At 76.3% G+C, this 16006-nt stretch carries 16 protein-coding genes; 13 read left to right on the top strand and 3 right to left on the bottom strand.

From position 1 onward, the window contains the following. Positions 1-25: 25 nt before the first annotated feature. Both ACYX4T_RS09770 and ACYX4T_RS09765 read left to right on the top strand, forming a co-directional pair. Positions 26-601, top strand: coding sequence for a pyridoxamine 5'-phosphate oxidase family protein (locus tag ACYX4T_RS09770; protein WP_476014339.1), 576 nt, complete (start codon positions 26-28; stop codon positions 599-601). Beyond that, complete coding sequence (locus ACYX4T_RS09765) at positions 598-2124, top strand: cobyric acid synthase (protein ID WP_476014338.1); 1527 nt, start codon at positions 598-600, stop codon at positions 2122-2124. Before ACYX4T_RS09770 ends, ACYX4T_RS09765 begins: the two co-directional genes overlap by 4 nt. Here the strand turns inward: ACYX4T_RS09765 and ACYX4T_RS09760 are convergent. Both ACYX4T_RS09760 and ACYX4T_RS09755 read right to left on the bottom strand, forming a co-directional pair. Then, positions 2103-3326, bottom strand: coding sequence for a saccharopine dehydrogenase family protein (locus ACYX4T_RS09760; RefSeq protein ID WP_476014337.1), 1224 nt, complete (start codon positions 3324-3326; stop codon positions 2103-2105). The two genes, ACYX4T_RS09765 and ACYX4T_RS09760, sit on opposite strands and share 22 nt — an antisense overlap. 69 nt (positions 3327-3395) lie before the next feature. Beyond that, positions 3396-3797: a nitroreductase/quinone reductase family protein gene (locus tag ACYX4T_RS09755; RefSeq protein WP_476015226.1), complete on the bottom strand. Its 402-nt coding sequence runs from the start codon at positions 3795-3797 to the stop codon at positions 3396-3398. Positions 3798-3956: 159 nt separating this feature from the next. Here ACYX4T_RS09755 and ACYX4T_RS09750 point away from each other — a divergent pair, with 159 nt between their 5' ends. From ACYX4T_RS09750 to ACYX4T_RS09735, 4 genes are all read left to right on the top strand, one after another. Continuing rightward, on the top strand, positions 3957-4631 hold the full coding sequence (locus tag ACYX4T_RS09750; protein WP_476014336.1) for a TetR/AcrR family transcriptional regulator: 675 nt from the start codon (positions 3957-3959) through the stop codon (positions 4629-4631). A gap of 65 nt (positions 4632-4696) precedes the next feature. After that, positions 4697-4960 carry a hypothetical protein gene (locus ACYX4T_RS09745; RefSeq protein WP_476014335.1) on the top strand — a complete coding sequence of 88 codons (264 nt, stop codon included), beginning with the start codon at positions 4697-4699 and terminating at the stop codon, positions 4958-4960. 82 nt (positions 4961-5042) lie between these two features. Then, positions 5043-6023, top strand: coding sequence for an ATP-binding cassette domain-containing protein (locus tag ACYX4T_RS09740; protein WP_476014334.1), 981 nt, complete (start codon positions 5043-5045; stop codon positions 6021-6023). After that, positions 6023-6907, top strand: a complete 885-nt coding sequence (locus ACYX4T_RS09735) for an ABC transporter permease (protein ID WP_476014333.1) — start codon at positions 6023-6025, stop codon at positions 6905-6907. The genes ACYX4T_RS09740 and ACYX4T_RS09735 overlap by 1 nt, the downstream gene beginning before the upstream one ends. Here the strand turns inward: ACYX4T_RS09735 and ACYX4T_RS09730 are convergent, their stop codons facing one another. Next, entirely contained in the window at positions 6908-8293 is a 1386-nt protein-coding gene (locus tag ACYX4T_RS09730) for a mycothione reductase (protein ID WP_476014332.1), read from the bottom strand. A gap of 353 nt (positions 8294-8646) precedes the next feature. On the opposite strand from ACYX4T_RS09730, the gene ACYX4T_RS09725 reads away from it, so the two are divergent. The 7 genes from ACYX4T_RS09725 to ACYX4T_RS09695 all read left to right on the top strand — a co-directional run bounded on the left by ACYX4T_RS09725 (position 8647) and on the right by ACYX4T_RS09695 (position 15889). After that, positions 8647-9540, top strand: a complete 894-nt coding sequence (locus tag ACYX4T_RS09725) for a S1 family peptidase (RefSeq protein WP_476014331.1) — start codon at positions 8647-8649, stop codon at positions 9538-9540. A 251-nt stretch (positions 9541-9791) separates the two neighbouring features. Beyond that, complete coding sequence (locus tag ACYX4T_RS09720; RefSeq protein ID WP_476015225.1) at positions 9792-11861, top strand: VWA domain-containing protein; 2070 nt, start codon at positions 9792-9794, stop codon at positions 11859-11861. A gap of 58 nt (positions 11862-11919) precedes the next feature. Further along, a complete protein-coding gene (gene cobO, locus ACYX4T_RS09715) occupies positions 11920-12534 on the top strand; it encodes a cob(I)yrinic acid a,c-diamide adenosyltransferase (protein ID WP_476014330.1) in 615 nt (204 codons plus the stop codon). A 2-nt stretch (positions 12535-12536) separates the two neighbouring features. Next, positions 12537-13910, top strand: coding sequence for a cobyrinate a,c-diamide synthase (locus tag ACYX4T_RS09710; RefSeq protein ID WP_476015224.1), 1374 nt, complete (start codon positions 12537-12539; stop codon positions 13908-13910). Next, positions 13874-14254, top strand: coding sequence for a cobalamin biosynthesis protein (locus ACYX4T_RS09705; protein WP_476014329.1), 381 nt, complete (start codon positions 13874-13876; stop codon positions 14252-14254). Before ACYX4T_RS09710 ends, ACYX4T_RS09705 begins: the two co-directional genes overlap by 37 nt. A gap of 91 nt (positions 14255-14345) precedes the next feature. Further along, a complete protein-coding gene (locus ACYX4T_RS09700) occupies positions 14346-14804 on the top strand; it encodes a LapA family protein (protein ID WP_476014328.1) in 459 nt (152 codons plus the stop codon). After that, the gene (locus ACYX4T_RS09695) at positions 14801-15889 is read left to right on the top strand and encodes a cysteine--tRNA ligase (protein ID WP_476014327.1); all 1089 of its coding nucleotides are present in this window, start codon (positions 14801-14803) and stop codon (positions 15887-15889) included. Before ACYX4T_RS09700 ends, ACYX4T_RS09695 begins: the two co-directional genes overlap by 4 nt. The last annotated feature ends 117 nt before the right edge of the window (positions 15890-16006 follow it).

The raw sequence follows: 16006 nt of genomic DNA, 5'->3' as shown, positions 1-16006 counted from the left end.
GGCCCGGCGTGCCACTGTGCGGGGCGTGGCGACGGTCTACGAGCGCATCGAGCCGCGCCTGGCGCGGTGGATCGGTGAGCAGCCGGTGTTCTTCGTGGGCACCGCGCCGCTGTCGGGCGACGGGCTGGTCAACGTGTCGCCGAAGGGCCTGCGCGGCACGTTCGGCGTGCTCGACGACCACACCTTCGCCTACGTCGACATGACCGCGAGCGGGGTCGAGACGATCGCCCACCTGCGGGAGAACGGGCGCGTCTGCGTCATGTTCTGCTCGTTCGACGGCACCCCGAACGTCGTGCGCCTCCACGGGCGCGGGCGGGTGGTGACCCACGGGGAGCCCGGGTTCGACGCCGCGCTCGAGCCGTTCGCGATGGGCCTGGCGTCGCGGCGCACCGAGGCGCGCGGCGTCGTCACCGTCGACGTGACGCGGGTGGCCGACGCCTGCGGCTACGCCGTCCCGCGCATGGCGCTGGAGAGCGACCGCGAGCTGCTCGACTCGTGGGCCGAGCGCCGCAGCCCGGAGTGGCTGCGCGACTACCGGCAGCGGAAGAACCGGCACTCGCTCGACGGCCTGCCCGGCCTCGCGGGCCTGCCCGAGTGGTGAGCGGCGCGCTGCTCGTCGCGGGCACGACGTCGGACGCGGGCAAGAGTGTCCTGGTCGCCGGGATCTGCCGCTGGCTGCACCGCCGGGGCGTCGACGTGGCGCCGTTCAAGGCCCAGAACATGTCGAACAACAGCGTGGTGTGCGCCGACGGCGGCGAGATCGGGCGCGCCCAGGCCCTGCAGGCCGCGGCGTGCGGGCTCGCGCCGAGCGTGCGGTTCAACCCGGTGCTGCTCAAGCCGGGCAGCGACCGCAGCTCGCAGGTGGTCGTGCGCGGCGTCGTCGACGGGACGGTGTCGGCGGCGAGCTACCGCGAGCGCAAGGCGGCGCTGCTCGGCGTCGTCACCGAGACGCTGGCGGACCTGCGCCGCGACCACGACGTGGTGATCTGCGAGGGCGCGGGCTCGCCGGCGGAGATCAACCTGCGCGCCACCGACATCGCCAACATGGGCCTCGCGCGCGCCGCCGACCTGCCGGTGATCGTCGTCGGGGACATCGACCGCGGCGGGGTGCTGGCGCACCTGGTCGGCACCCTCGCCGTGCTGGAGCCGGCGGACCAGGCGCTGATGGCGGGGTGGGTGGTCAACAAGTTCCGCGGCGACCCGGCCCTGCTCGCGCCCGGGCTCGACCAGCTGCGCGCGCTCACCGGGCGCCCCACCCTCGGGGTCCTGCCGTGGAGCCCGGAGCTGTGGCTCGACGCCGAGGACTCGCTGGGCCACGTCGCCGACGGCGTCGTGGGGCACCCGGCCCCGCCGCGCGGGCGGGACTGGCTGCGGGTCGCGGTGGTGCGCCTGCCGCGGGTGTCCAACGGCACGGACGTCGACGCGCTGAGCTCCGAGCCGGGCGTGGCGGTCCGGTGGGTGACCGAGCCGTCGCGCCTCGCCGACGCCGACCTCGTGGTCCTGCCCGGCTCGAAGACGACGGTCGCCGACCTGGCGTGGCTGCGGTCGACGGGGCTCGCCGACGCGGTGGCGGCGCACGCCCGGGCCGGCCGCCCGGTGCTCGGGGTCTGCGGCGGCTACCAGATGCTCGGGCGGCGCATCCACGACCCGCACGGCGTCGAGGCCGCGCCGGGCACGGTCAACGGGCTGGGCCTGCTCGACGTCGAGGTCACCTTCGACGTCGCCAAGCACCTGGGGACGCCGACGGGCACCGCGCTGGGCGAGCCGGTGGCGTTCTACGAGATCCACCACGGTCGCGAGCGGCGGGGGAGCGGGCCGCCGCTGGTCACCCTCGCCGACGGTGGGCCGGAGGGGGTCGACGCCGGGCACGTGCTCGGCACCCACGCCCACGGGCTGCTCGAGAACGACGGGCTGCGCCGGCGCCTGCTCGCCCGCGCGGCGGCCGCCGCCGGGCGGGACTTCACCGCCGCGCCCGACACGTCCTACGCGGCGGTGCGCGCCGCCCAGCTGGACCTGCTCGGCGACCTCGTTGCACAGCACCTGGACACCGACGCCCTGGAGCGGCTCATCGAACGGGGTGCGCCTCCGGGGCTGCCGACGGTTCAGGCCCGCGCGACGTCGTAGACGTGCCCCGCGGTGCGCAGGCGCTCGACCAGCGCCGGGCCCATCGCCGTGGCCGGGGTGAGCGAGCCGGCGCGCTCGGGCAGGCGGTCGCCGTCGAGGGCGAGGCAGAGCGCGCTCTCGCCGAGCATCACCGCGGTGGCGGCGTAGCCCGGGTCGCCCGAGCCGGAGACGCGGGCGGTGTAGCGCGCGCCGGTGGAGGTCGTGGCGTCGACGTCGTGGCGGAACCAGCCCTGCTCGCGGGCCTTCTCGCTCGGGCCCTCGCCCGGCTTGGGCAGCACGCGGTCGAGGACCTGGCGCACGCCCGGCGTGGACAGCCCGGCGAGCATCGCGCCGAGCCCGGCCGTGATCCCGGCGGCGGTGACGGCGCCGACCGGGCCGCTGCCCGCGCCCATGACCTCGCCGTAGCGCAGGCCCTTGCCGTAGGCGTAGCCCGCGATCGCGTTGGAGCGCCGCACGATGCGCGTGTTGTAGGACGCCATGACGAACGGCGCGACCCAGCGGCCCTCGACCTGGTGCGGGCGGGGGACGTCGCTGGGCTGGCGGGTGTCGGGCTCGGCGTCGCGCTCGGGGGAGAGGCCGTACGGATCGCGCATGAGCTTGTAGACCGAGCGGTCGGCCCGCGAGGCGTCGGCGAGCCCGCGCATCGAGTCGATCGTGCCGCCGGACACGCCGCCGCGGATGCGGGCGACGGTGGTGACGTCGGCGAGCTCGCCCTCGCCGTCGGCCTGCACCCGGCTGTGCAGCAGCAGGACCGCGAGGTCGGAGGGGATCGAGTCGTAGCCGCAGGAGTGCACGAGCCGCGCGCCGCTCGTCCGGGCCGGCTCGTCGCAGCGGTCGATGGCCTCGCGGGCGAACTGCACCTCGCCGGTGAGGTCGGCGTAGTGCGTGCCGGCGGTGGCGCACGCCTCGACGACGGGCAGCCCGTACTTGGCGTAGGGGCCGACGGTGGTGGCCACGACGTCGGTCGAGGCCGCCATCCGCGCCAGCGCGTCCCGGTCGCCGGTGTCGGCGACGACCAGGGGCCAGTCGCCTCCGGGGGCGGGCAGCCGGTCGCGGACCTTCTCCAGGCGCTCGCGCGAGCGCCCGCCCAGCGCGATCCGGGTGCCGGCGGGGGCGTGGCGGGCCAGGTAGGCGGCGGTCAGCTCCCCGACGAAGCTCGTCGCGCCGAACAGGACCAGCTCGTGCTCACGATCACCCGACATGGCCGCGACCCTAGCGAGGGCCCTGCCCCCCGGCAGGCTCGGAGATCGTCCGGGGGTGACCGGTCCGGCTCACACGGTCTCGATCGCGAAGATCGGGTGCCGGGGCGCGATCGCCGCGAGCTCCTCGTCGCTCGCGTCCGCGCCGACGCCGGAGAAGAAGGCGCCGACCTCCCACGCCCAGGCCCGCAGGTAGGCGCGCAGGACCGGCACCTTGGCGGCGTCGGGGAGCTCGGTGGCGCGGACGGTCTCGGTGCGCCGGCCGACGGTCAGCCGGGCCTCGCCGGCGACGCGCAGGTTGCGCACCCACTGGGTCGTGCCGCGCGCCGCCACGAGGTAGCGGGTGCCCTCGTACGTCAGCGGGTTGACGGGCGTGGTGCGCACCTCGCCGCTGGTGCGGCCCCGCACGCCCAGCACGGCCGAGCCGGCCAGCGGCAGGCCGAGGCGGGTGAGCCCGGCGACGAGCGGGTTCATGAGGCGGCGGGTCAGCAGGCCGGGGGCCTGGTAGTGGGTGGCGGGCACGGGGTCCTCCTCGGGAGCTTGGTTGCGAGAGCACTGCTCTCGACTCGAGTCTGCTCCCGTCGAGTCGCCACGTCAAGAGCACTGCTCTCGTCGTGTGCCACCATGGCGCCCATGCCCCCCGGGACCCGCGCGCGGGCGCGCGCCGAGACCACCCGCGCGATCCTCGACGAGGCGCGCCGCCAGCTCACCGAGCAGGGCGCGGCCGCGCTCTCGCTGCGCTCGGTGGCGCGCGAGGTCGGGATGGTGTCGTCGGCGGTCTACCGCTACGTGGCGAGCCGCGACGAGCTGCTGACCCGGCTGATCATCGAGGCCTACGACGCGGTGGGCGAGCGGGCCGAGGCGGCGCGCGACCCGCAGGCCCCGCCGCGCGAGCAGTGGCGCGCGGTCTGGCGCGCGGTGCGCACCTGGGCGCTCGAGCACCCGGCGGAGTACGCGCTGGTCTACGGCTCGCCCGTCCCCGGCTACGCCGCACCGGCCGAGACGATCCCGGCCGCCGGGCGCGTCGCGATGGTGCTCGCGACCATCGTCGCCGAGCACGGCGACCCGGGGGCCGGGCACGGCTGGCCCGCGGTGGTGCGGTCCGACGTCCTGCCCACCGTGCCGCCGGCGCTGGTCACGCCCGCGGTGGCGGCCTGGACGCAGCTCTACGGCACCGTCGGTTTCGAGCTGTTCGGGCAGTACGAGAACGTCGTCGACGACCGCGAGGCCTACGTCGACGCCGTGGCCGAGGCGGCCGCGACGGCGGTGGGCCTGCCCGCTCGCCGCGCGGACCGCCCGGAGTCTTGACGCGGGGGCCCGGGCGCCGGACGGTGGCGACGTCGAGGACGACGACGTCGGAAGGGATCACCGAGATGCCCGAGCACGGCGAGCAGGAGCACGTGGCCCCGCCGATCCCCGAGGCCGTCCGGCGCGAGCGCGTGGGCGAGGAGACCGCCGAGCGCGACGACTCGCTCGCCGCCACCGAGCGGCGCGGGCGCGTCAGCGACGCCGACCCCGACACCTCGTTGCCGGGCACCGAGCGTCGCGAGCGCGACGCCGCCGTGGAGGCGGACGCCGCGGCGTCCCGACGCGAGGAGCCGCCGATCCCCGGCGAGGAGTACCGCCACCGCGGGTGACCCCCTGCGCCTCGCGCAGCCACACCGCCGGGTCCTCGCCGGGCGCTAGCGTTCCTCACGCTGCCTGTGAGAGGAGGCGTGGATGGCCACACCGGCGGTCGCGGTCCGCGGCCTGGTCAAGCGCTACGGCGCGGTGGAGGCGGTCCGGGGCATCGACCTCGACGTCGCGCGGGGGGAGACGTTCGGCTTCCTCGGCCCGAACGGCGCGGGCAAGTCGACCACGATCAACATCCTGTGCACGCTCGTCGAGCCCACCGCCGGGCAGGCGGAGGTCGTCGGCCTCGACGTCGTGCGCGACCGGGCCGCGGTGCGCCGGCGGATCGGGCTGGTGTTCCAGGACCCGACGCTCGACGCCCCCATGTCGGGCGAGCAGAACCTGCGCTTCCACCAGGAGCTCTACGGCGTCGACCGCCGCCGCGCCCCGGCGCGCCGCGAGGAGGTCCTGCGCATGGTCGGGCTCTGGGACCGCCGTGGCGACGAGGTGCGCACCTACTCCGGCGGGATGCGGCGGCGCCTGGAGATCGCGCGCGGCCTGCTGCACAGCCCCCAGGTGCTCTTCCTCGACGAGCCGACGATCGGGCTCGACCCGCAGACCCGCGGCACGATCTGGGACTACGTCGCACAGCTGCACCGGACGGAGGAGATCACCGTCTTCGTCACCACCCACTACATGGACGAGGCCGAGCACTGCGACCGGATCGCGATCATGAACGAGGGCCGGGTCGTCGCCCTCGACACCCCCGACGCGCTCAAGGCCCAGGTCGGCGCCGACCGGGTCGCGATCACCACCGACGACGACGAGGCGGCCCTGCGCGCGCTGCGCACCGAACTCGGGCTCGAGGGGGCGGTGCGCGAGGGCGCGGTGACGGTCGCGGTGCCCGACGGCGCGGGGTTCGTGCCGCGGCTGTTCGACCGGCTCGGGGCCCACGACGTCGCCATCCGGTCGGTGACCGTCACCCGCCCCAGCCTCGACGACGTCTTCCTCGCCCACACCGGCACGACGATCCGCGACGCCGAGGCGGGCCCGGACATGCAGCCGATGGCGATGCGGATGAGGCGCTGATGACCACCGGGACCTCCACCGGGGCACCGACCGAGGCCGTCCGCGTCCCCGAGGGCAGCCTCGCCACCGAGGCGCGCGCCGCGGCGGTCGTCTGGCAGCGCGAGATGATCCGCTTCGTCAAGGACCGCTCGCGCATCCTGTCGTCGCTGGCCCAGCCGCTGCTGTTCCTGTTCGTGCTCGGCAGCGGGCTGGGCTCGCTGCTCGGGAGCAGCACCGGCGGGGCCGGTGGCACCGTGCCGTTCACGACCTTCCTGTTCCCCGGGGTCATGGCGATCTCGGTGCTCTTCACCGCGGCCTTCGCCGGCATCTCGATCGTCTGGGACCGCGAGTTCGGCTTCCTGCGCGAGATGCTCGTCGCGCCCGTGTCGACGACGTCGATCCTCATGGGCAAGGCGCTCGGTGGGGCGTCGGTGGCGACGCTGCAGTGCCTGGTGCTGCTGGCCCTCGCCGGGCTCGTCGGCGTGCCCTACGACCCGCTGATGCTGCTGGCGATGATCGGGCTGATCTTCCTCATGGGCTTTATGATCACCGCCCTGGGGCTCGTGCTGGCCGCCCGGGTGCGGCAGATCCAGTCGGCGATGCCGCTGGTCCAGCTCGTCATCACGCCGCTGATGTTCCTGTCCGGGGCGCTCTTCCCGCTCTCGGGGCTGCCGACGTGGCTCGCGGTGCTCACGCTCGTCAACCCCATGACCTACGCCGTCGAGCCCCTGCGCTCGGTGGTGTTCGACCACCTCGACGTCGACGCCGCCGCCCGCGCCCGGTTCGACCCGGGCATCGTCTGGGGCACGTGGCCGGTGCCCGTGGCGGTGCAGATCCTCATCACCGTGGCGTGCTGCGTGCTGCTGCTGGCCCTCGCGGTGTGGCGCTTCCGCCGGACCGAGTGATCACCGGACCGGGTCGAGCGGCAGGCCGAGCAGGGCGTTCTCGATCACCTCGGGCAGCGCCGGGTGGATCCAGTACTGCTTCTCGGCCATGGTGCGCGCGTCGAGGCCGAACGTGATGGCCTGGATCAGCGGCTGGATCAGCGACGACGCCTCGGGACCCATGAGGTGGGCCCCTAGCAGCGTCCCGTCCGGGCTCGCGACGAGCTTGACGACGCCGGTGGTGTCCTCCATCGCCCAGCCGAAGGCGACGTCGCCGTAGCGCTGCACCTTGGTGACGTACGGGATGCCGCGGTCGCGGCAGTCCTGCTCGCGCAGCCCGATCGACGCGATCTGCGGGTCGGTGAACACCGCCGAGGGGACGTGCGCGTTGTTCGTGCGCCGCGGCTGGTCGGGGTGGAGCAGGTTGTGCCGCACGACGGCGGCCTCGTGGTTGGCGACGTGCTTGAGCTGGTGGGAGGAGCTGATGTCGCCGAGCGCCCAGACGCCCGGCGCGGTGGTGCGCTGCTGCTCGTCGACGACGATACGGCCGTCGGGGTGCAGCGCGAGCCCGCCGGCGGCGGCGTCGAGGCGGTCGGAGTTGGGGAGGCGGCCGGTGGCGACGAGCAGGGCGTCGCCCTCGATCGCGCCGTGGCGGCAGTGGACGACGACCGTGCCGTCGGCCCGCCGCTCGGGCGGCGCGGTCGGCGCGGCCTCGAGCAGCACGTTCCAGCGCCCGGCGGCGAGCTCGGTGAAGCGCCCGGAGATCTCCTCGTCCTGCTCGCGCAGCAGCGCCGGTCCGCGGGTGGCGATGGTGACCTCGGCGCCCAGCGCGGAGAAGACGTGCGCGAACTCCGCGGCGATGTAGCCGCCACCGATGATCGTCAGGCGGCGCGGGACCTCGTCGAGGCGCATGACGTCGTCGGAGGTGTGGAAGGGGACGCCGCTCGAGGCGATGATCTCCGGGATGCCGGGGCGGGCGCCCGCGGCGACGACGACCCGGTCGCCGGTGACCGTCACCGGCGCGCCGCCGTCGGTCGGCGCCACCTCCAACGTGCGGTCGCCGCTGAAGCGGGCGTGGCCCAGGTAGACCGTCGTGCCCGTCTGGCCCTGCCGGTAGCGCTGCCCGCCCTCCGAGATCGGGTCGATGCGTCCGAAGACCCGGTCGCGGATGTCGGTCCAGCGGATCTTGTCGATGCTCGCGTCGATGCCGTAGGTGCCGGCGCGCCGGATCGTCTCGGCGACGTCGGCCGCGTAGACGTACATCTTCGTCGGGATGCAGCCCACGTTGAGGCAGGTCCCGCCGTAGATGCCGTGCTCGACGATCGCCACGTCCATGTCGGCGAACCGCTCGTCCGGGATGGTGTTGCCGGACCCGGTGCCGACGATGACGAGGTCGTGGTGGGGCACGCCCCCACGGTAGTGGGCGGTCGATCCGGGCGCGGTCCGCACCGGCGAGGTGCTCCCGGCATCACCCACCTCTCCACCACCCGCCCCCGCGCGCGGCCGGCGCGACGGACGGTCGCGGCATAGTCCGCTCGTCGCTGATCTCCGACCGTTCGTCGGGCGAGCGACCACTCGACGGTGTCGTTTACCGACGGAAATCGACCGTTCGTCGTCGCTCAGGGGAGCGAACCTGCCCGCGCCCGCCTTGTCCGTCGGCGAGCGGACTGCTGTCGTCTCCCGCCGAAGGCAGCTGACCGTTGCGCCGAACGGCACACGGAGAGCTCGCTGAACGGCCGAGCAGCGGAGGGGCGGACCGGATGACGAACGGCGTGCGCGAGGGACTGGTCACGTCCCGGCGGGTGCTCGTGCTCCTGGGGGTGGCCCTCCTGCTCGCGCTCGCCGGCGCCGCCGGTGCCGTCGGGACCGCCCGCGCCGCCGAGGGCACGCCGGGCGGCGACGGGTCCGGCAGCGGGTCCGGCGGCGGGTCCGGCGGCGGGTCCGGCGGCGGCACGGTCGTCGTCGACGCCGGGACCCGCGTGGTCGGCGGCGCGCGCACCACCACCGACGAGCACCCCTGGGCCGTGTTCCTCACCGACGCCGCGGGCTTCCAGTTCTGCGGCGGCACGCTCGTCGCGCCGACCAAGGTGCTCACCGCCGCCCACTGCATGGCGACGACGACCGCCGACGAGGTCCGGGTGGTCGCGGGCCGCGACGACAAGCAGTCGACCACCGGTGAGACCTCGGGCGTGCGGTCGGTGTGGGTCAGCCCCGAGTTCGAGGGCGTCGGGCGGGGCGCCGACCTCGCCGTGCTGACGCTGGACACCCCGAGCGCCCGCACCCCGCTGCCGCTGGCGGGCGCCGGTGACGAGGCGCTCTACGCCGACGGGCGGGCCGCCCAGGTCTACGGCTGGGGTGCGACCGCCGAGAACGCCACGCCCTCGCGCTACCTGCTGACCGCGACCGTGCCGATGCGCGGCGACGACTACTGCCGCGCCGGCGACCGCAGCTTCGACCCGCGCCGCCTGACCTGCGCGGGCTTCGACCAGGGCGGCGTCGACTCCTGCCAGGGCGACTCGGGCGGCCCGCTCGTCGCCGCCGGCAAGCTCATCGGGGTCACGTCCTTCGGCGACGGCTGCGCCCGCGCCGGGCGCCCCGGCTACTACGTGCGCGTCGCGGCCGTCGGCCCACTGCTGAGCGAGCAGCTCGCCTGAGACCGCCCGCCCGACCCACCGACGTCCGGACCGGAGGGCAGACCGGTCCGACGAGACGGAAGCGGGACCCGGACCCACCTGCCCCCGGGTCCGGGTCCCGCTCCGCGGATCCGGCGTCACCTTCATCTCAGCGGTTGCTCAGATGTCGTGGGTTAGGGTCGGCCGTCCCCTCCCGCTCCCGATCCTGAGGACCTTCCTTGGCCTTCCCGTTCTCGGCCGTGGTCGGCCACGAGGACCTCCGACTGGCCCTCATGCTCACGGCGGTCGACCCGGGCATCGGCGGCGTGCTCGTGCGCGGGGAGAAGGGCACGGCCAAGACGACGATCGTGCGCGCGCTCGCCACGCTGCTGCCGCCGGTCGAGGTCGTCGCCGCGGACCGGTTCTCGGTCGACACCGCCGCCGGCGAGGAGAGCCCCGACGGCCCCTTCGCCGCCGACGCCCCCCGCGAGCGGCGCCCCGTCCGGCTCGTCGAGCTGCCCGTCGGCGCCTCCGAGGACCGGGTGACCGGGTCGCTGGACCTCGAGGAGGTCCTCGCCCACGGCCGCGCCACCGTCCGCCCGGGCCTGCTCGCCGCCGCGCACCGGGGGCTGCTCTACGTCGACGAGGTCAACCTCCTGCACGACCACCTCGTCGACCTCCTGCTCGACGCCGCCGCCACGGGCCGGGCCACCGTCGAGCGCGACGGCGTCTCGCTGACCCACCCCGCGGCGTTCCTGCTGGTCGGGACCATGAACCCGGAGGAGGGCGAGCTCCGCCCGCAGCTGCTCGACCGCTTCGGGCTGACGGTGCACGTCACCGCGTCGCGCGACGTCGCCGAGCGCACCGAGGTGGTGCGCCGGCGCCTGGCGCACGACGCCGACCCCGAGGGGTTCGCGGGGCGGTACGCCGGCGACGAGGACGCGCTGCGGGCGCGGCTGGTGGCGGCGCGGGCCCGTCTCGGAGCCGTGTCCCTGCCCGACGCCGAGCTCGTGCGGATCGCGGCGCTGTGCGCGGAGGTCGAGGTCGACGGGATGCGGGCCGACGTCGTGCTGGCCCGGACCGCGGTCGCCCACGCCGCCTGGCGCGGGGCCGACGCGGTCGACGCGACCGACGTGCGCGCCGCCGCCCGCCTGGCCCTGCCCCACCGGCGCCGCCGGGACCCGTTCGACGAGCCCCACCTCGGCGAGGACGAGCTCGACGAGGCGATGCAGCGCGCGGACGAGGCGGCGCGGGACTCGGAGCCCGAGGAACCGCCCGAGCCGCCGGAGGGTCCCGACGGCGGTCCTGACAACGGTCCTGACGACGGCCCCGACGACGGCGGGCCCGACGGGCCGGAGGGTCCGGACGACGGCGGCGGAGGGCCGGGCGGCGGGGCGCCGAGCCCGCCGCCGAGCGGGGCGGGGTCCTCGGCGGGCACGCCGCCGGGGTCGTCGGGAGGGTCGTCGGAGGGATCGTCGGAGGAGGCGCCGTCGCGGGAGTCGGAGTCGGAGCCGGAGTCGGAGCCGGAGCCGGAGCCCGCGGGTGTGCCCGTGGGCGCGCCGGCGCGGACGCGGCTCGCGGCCCGGCGCTTCGAGGTCCGGGGCACGGGGGAGGGCGCGCCGGGCCGCCGGTCGCGGGCCCGGGGGCGGCAGGGCCGGGTGGTGCGCGCGGTGCCCGAGCGTCGCGCCGACACGACGCTGCACGTCCCGGCGACGGTGCTGGCGGCGGCCGGGCGGGGTCGTCGTGTCGAGCACGACGATCTCCGGCACGCGGTCCGGGAGGGCCGCGAGGGCAACCTCGTCCTGTTCTGCGTCGACGCGTCGGGCTCGATGGCGGCGCGCCGGCGGATGTCCGCGGTGACCGGTGCGGTGGCGGCCCTGTTGCGCGACGCCTACCAGCGCCGCGACCGGGTCGGCGTCGTGACGTTCCGGGGTGCGTCGGCGACGGTGGCCCTGCCGCCGACGACGTCGGTGCACACCGCCCACGCGCGCCTGCACGACCTGCGCACCGGCGGGCGCACCCCGCTCGCCGACGGCCTGCGCACCGCCCGCGCGGTCCTGCGCACCGAGCGGACCCGCGACCCGCGCCGTCGGGGGCTGCTCGTGCTGCTCACCGACGGGCGCGCCACGGCGTCGGGGGGTCTGGACGCCGCCCTCGTCGCCGCGCGGGGCCTCGCCCGCGACGCCGGGGCGGCGGGGCGCGGGGCGAGCATGAGCACGGTGGTCGTCGACTGCGAGTCGGGTCCCGTGCGCCTCGGGCTCGCAGGTCGCGTGGCCCGCGTGGCGGGCGGCGCCGTCGTCACCCTCGACGAGCTGACCGGCGAGTCGGTCGCCGGCGTCGTCGAGCGGTTCCGGGCCTCGTGAGCACTTTCCGCCCCTATAGGGGCGGAAAGTGCTCACATACCGACGAAGGAGGCGGACAGTGCCGCAGGGGGTCCCGACGACGATCCCGCAGGACGGGCTGACGACGCGCCAGCGTCGCCGTCGCCCGCTGCTCGTCGTCCACACCGGGGTGAACAAGGGCAAGTCGACGGCCGCCTTCGGGCTGGCGCTGCGGCAGTGGACCGCGGGGTCGTCCATCGCGGTGTTCCAGTTCGTCAAGAGCGCGAAGTGGCGCGTGGGGGAGGAGACCGCCCTGCGCGCGCTCGGCGACCTGCACCGCGACACCGGCCAGGGCGGGCCGGTCGAGTGGCACAAGATGGGCGAGGGCTGGTCGTGGTCGCGCAAGCAGGGGTCGGAGTCCGACCACGCCGCGGCCGCGGGCGAGGGCTGGGCGGAGATCCGGCGCCGGCTCGAGGCCGGGGCGCACGACTTCTACGTGCTCGACGAGTTCACCTACCCGCTGAAGTGGGGCTGGATCGACACCGACGAGGTGGTGGAGGTCCTCCGCGCGCGGCCCGGCCACCAGCACGTCGTCGTCACCGGCCGCGACGCCCCGGCGGCGCTGGTCGACGCCGCGGACCTGGTCACCGAGATGACGAAGATCAAGCATCCGATGGACGCGGGGCAGAAGGGGCAGAAGGGGATCGAGTGGTAGCCCTGCCGCCCCGGGTCGTCGTCGCGGCCCCGTCCTCGGGCAGCGGCAAGACCACCGTGACCACCGGCCTGCTCGGCGCGCTGGCCGCCCACGGCACCGCCGTCGCCCCGTTCAAGGTCGGCCCCGACTACGTCGACCCCGGGTACCACGCCCTGGCCGCCGGGCGCCCGGGCCGCAACCTCGACCCCGTCCTCGTCGAACCCGCGACCCTGCCCGGCCTCGTCGTGCACGGCGCGCGGGGCGCGGAGCTGGCCGTCGTCGAGGGCGTGATGGGGCTCTTCGACGGGCGGATCGGCCGCGACCCCGAATCCGACGGCTCCACCGCGCACGTCGCCCGCCTGCTCGACGCGCCCGTCGTGCTGGTGGTCGACGCGCGCGGCCAGTCCCGCTCGGTCGCCGCGCTGCTCGCCGGGTTCCGGGACTTCGACCCGCGCCTGCGTCTCGGCGGGGTGATCCTCAACCGCGTCGGGTCGAACCGCCACGAGGAGGTCCTGCGCGCCGCCTGCGCCGAGGTCGGGCTGCCGGTGCTCGGCGTGCTCCCGCGCCACGCGGAGCTGGCCGTCCCCTCCCGCCACCTGGGCCTCGTCACGGCGGCCGAGCACGGCGTCGCGGCCCGGTCCGCCGTCGACGCCATGGCGGGCCTCGTCGCCGACCACGTCGACCTCGACGCCGTCACCGCCCTCGCCCGCGCGGCGCCCCCGACGCCCGCGACGGCCTGGGACCCGGTCACCGCGATCGGCGAGCCCGTATCCGGCGACAGGGTGGGCGGGGAGCCCATCGTCGCCGTCGCCGGGGGAGCGGCCTTCACCTTCGGTTACCCCGAGCACGCCGAGCTCCTCGCCGCGGGCGGGGCGCAGGTCGTCACCGTCGACCCCGCCCACGACGAGGCCCTGCCCGCGGGCACGGCCGGGCTCGTGCTGCCCGGCGGGTTCCCCGAGGAGCACGCGGCGGCCCTGAGCGCCAACGACCCGCTGCGCGCGGCCGTGCGGGCGTTCGCGGCGTCGGGCGCGCCGGTGCACGCCGAGTGCGGCGGGCTGCTCTACCTCGCGCGGTCGCTGGACGGGGCCCCGATGTGCGGGGTGCTCGACGCCGACGCCGCGATGGGCCCGCGCCTCGCGCTGGGCTACCGCACGGCGATTGCCGCCGCCGACTCCCCGCTCGCCGCCACGGGCGAGACCGTGACCGGCCACGAGTTCCACCGCACCGTCACCACCCCGCGCGCCGGGACCTCCCCGGCGTGGCGCTGGGACGGCGCCGAGCCCGAGGGGTTCGTCGCGGCCGGGGTGCACGCGTCCTACCTGCACACCCACCCGGCGGGCCGTCCGGCCGGCGTGGCGCGGTGGCTGCGCCACGCCGGCCGGGCGGCCCGCCGGTGACCGTCCTCGGCGTCGGGATCGAGCCGGGCACGCCGCTCGCGCACCTGCAGGACGCCGTCGACGCGCTGGACCTCGACGGGTTCGCCGTCGTCGCCACCATCGACACCCGCGCCGCGGAGCCCGCCGTCCTCGCCGTGGCCGCCGGCCGGACCCTGCGGACCTACCCGGCCCGGGAGCTCGACACCGTCGACGTCCCGCACCCCTCGCCGGTCGTGCGCCGCCTGACCGGCACCGGCAGCGTCGCCGAGGCCGCCGCGGTCCTCGCCGCGCGCGAGGTCGGCGAGGGTGTGCTGGTGGTGGAGAAGCAGCGCGGGCGCGGGGTCACCGTCGCGGTGGCCCGCTGACCCCCGTCGGTGCCGTCCGGTCCCGGTCCCTCGACGTGGCGCCGGACCCCGTGATCCACGCCGGAGCCGCGGACGCGCGAAGATGACGGGCATGAGCGAAGAGCCCCGGTACGGTGCGCCGTCGCCCGCCGACGGGCCCACCAGGCCGGCCACGGGCGCGATCTCGCGGGCGGAGGTCGCCGGCGACCGGAAGGCGGCGTCGGGGCCCCCGTCCACGCCGTCCTCCGGGGGACCGGCGGAGTACCCGACGATCCCCGACGGCGCGGCCGCCGCCCGGCCGCGCGCCCGGGTCTCGCCGGGACGCACACGCATCGGCGGCTTCTGGATCGGGCTGATCCTCGGCGCCGTCGTGCTCGTGTTCCTCCTCATCTTCATCCTCCAGAACCTCGACCCGGTCCGGGTCGTGTTCCTCGGGCTGGAGGCCACCCTGCCGCTCGGCATCTGGCTGCTGTTCGCCGCGATCGCCGGGGTGCTGCTGCTCGCCATCCCGGGCCTCGGGCGGATGGTGCAGTGGCGCCGCGCGGCCAAGCGCACCGGGAGGACCCCGTGACCCCGTCGCTCCGCCTCGCCGGCGCGCCCCTGCCGCTGGTCGGGCGCGCCCGCGCCTACGTCTGCGGCATCACGCCGTACGACACGACCCATCTCGGTCACGCGTCGACGTTCGTCTGGGCCGACGTCGCCGCGCGGGTGCTGCGCCGCACGGGCATCGAGGTCGTGAGCTGTCGCAACGTCACCGACGTCGACGACGTCCTCGACGCCGCGGCCGAGCGGGCCGGGGCGCGGTTCGACAGCTTCGCGGCGGTCGGGCAGTTCCGCTTCGACCACGACATGGCGTCCCTCGGCGTCCGCCCGCCGACGCACGAGCCCCGCGCGCACAACCACGTCGACGGTGTCGTCGCCCTGGCCGCCGCGCTGCTCGAACGGGGTGCGGCCTACGAGCGGGACGGGGCGGTGCTCTTCCCGGCGTCCCGGCTGCCGTCGGTGGAACCCGCCGGCGGCCGGGACCCCGACACCTCGAGCGAGGCGCCCTGGCCCGGCGCCGACGATCCGGACGACGCGCTGGTCTGGCGCCCGGCCCAGCCCGGCGAGGCGGCCTGGCCGAGCCCGTGGGGCGACGGGCGGCCGGGGTGGCACGCGGAGTGCGCCGCGATGGCCCTGACCGTCCTCGGGCCCGCCGTCGACCTGCACATCGGCGGCGCCGACCTGCGCCACCCCCACCACACCACGCAGGCCGCCATGGCCGAGGCCCTCACCGGCGTCGCGCCCTTCGCGCGGGCACGGCTGCACGTGGGGACGGTGCGGGTCGACGGGGAGAAGATGGCCAAGTCGGCGGGGAACCTGCTGCTGGTCGGCGAGCTCCTCGAGACCCACCCGGCCGCGGCGGTGCGCCTGCTGCTGCTCGACCGGCCGTGGGCGCAGCCGTGGGACGTCACCACCGCCGCGCTCGACGACGCCGCGGCGCGCCTGGAGCGGCTCTACGGGGCCGCGGCCCGGCACGGCGGGAGCGACGCCGCCGGGGGCGCCGTGCTCGAGCGGTTGCTCGACGACCTCGACGTCCCCGGCGCCCTCGACATCGCCGAGGACGAGGGCGGCGAGGCGGCCCGGACGACGCTGGCGGTGCTGGGGCTGGCCTGAGTCGCCCGGGGTGACGGGGAGGACAGATCTCCGCGTGTCCTGGCGCGGCGCGCCGGATCCGACCGCACGTCCGCCTACCGTGATCGTGCACGCCGTCTGCGGCGTCGCGCCCCGGCG

It is taken from the genome of Actinomycetospora sp. ABD4_176, from assembly GCF_056311855.1.
The sequence above is the reverse complement of the archived record's forward strand: the minus strand, read 5'-3'. Positions and strand labels throughout refer to the sequence as shown.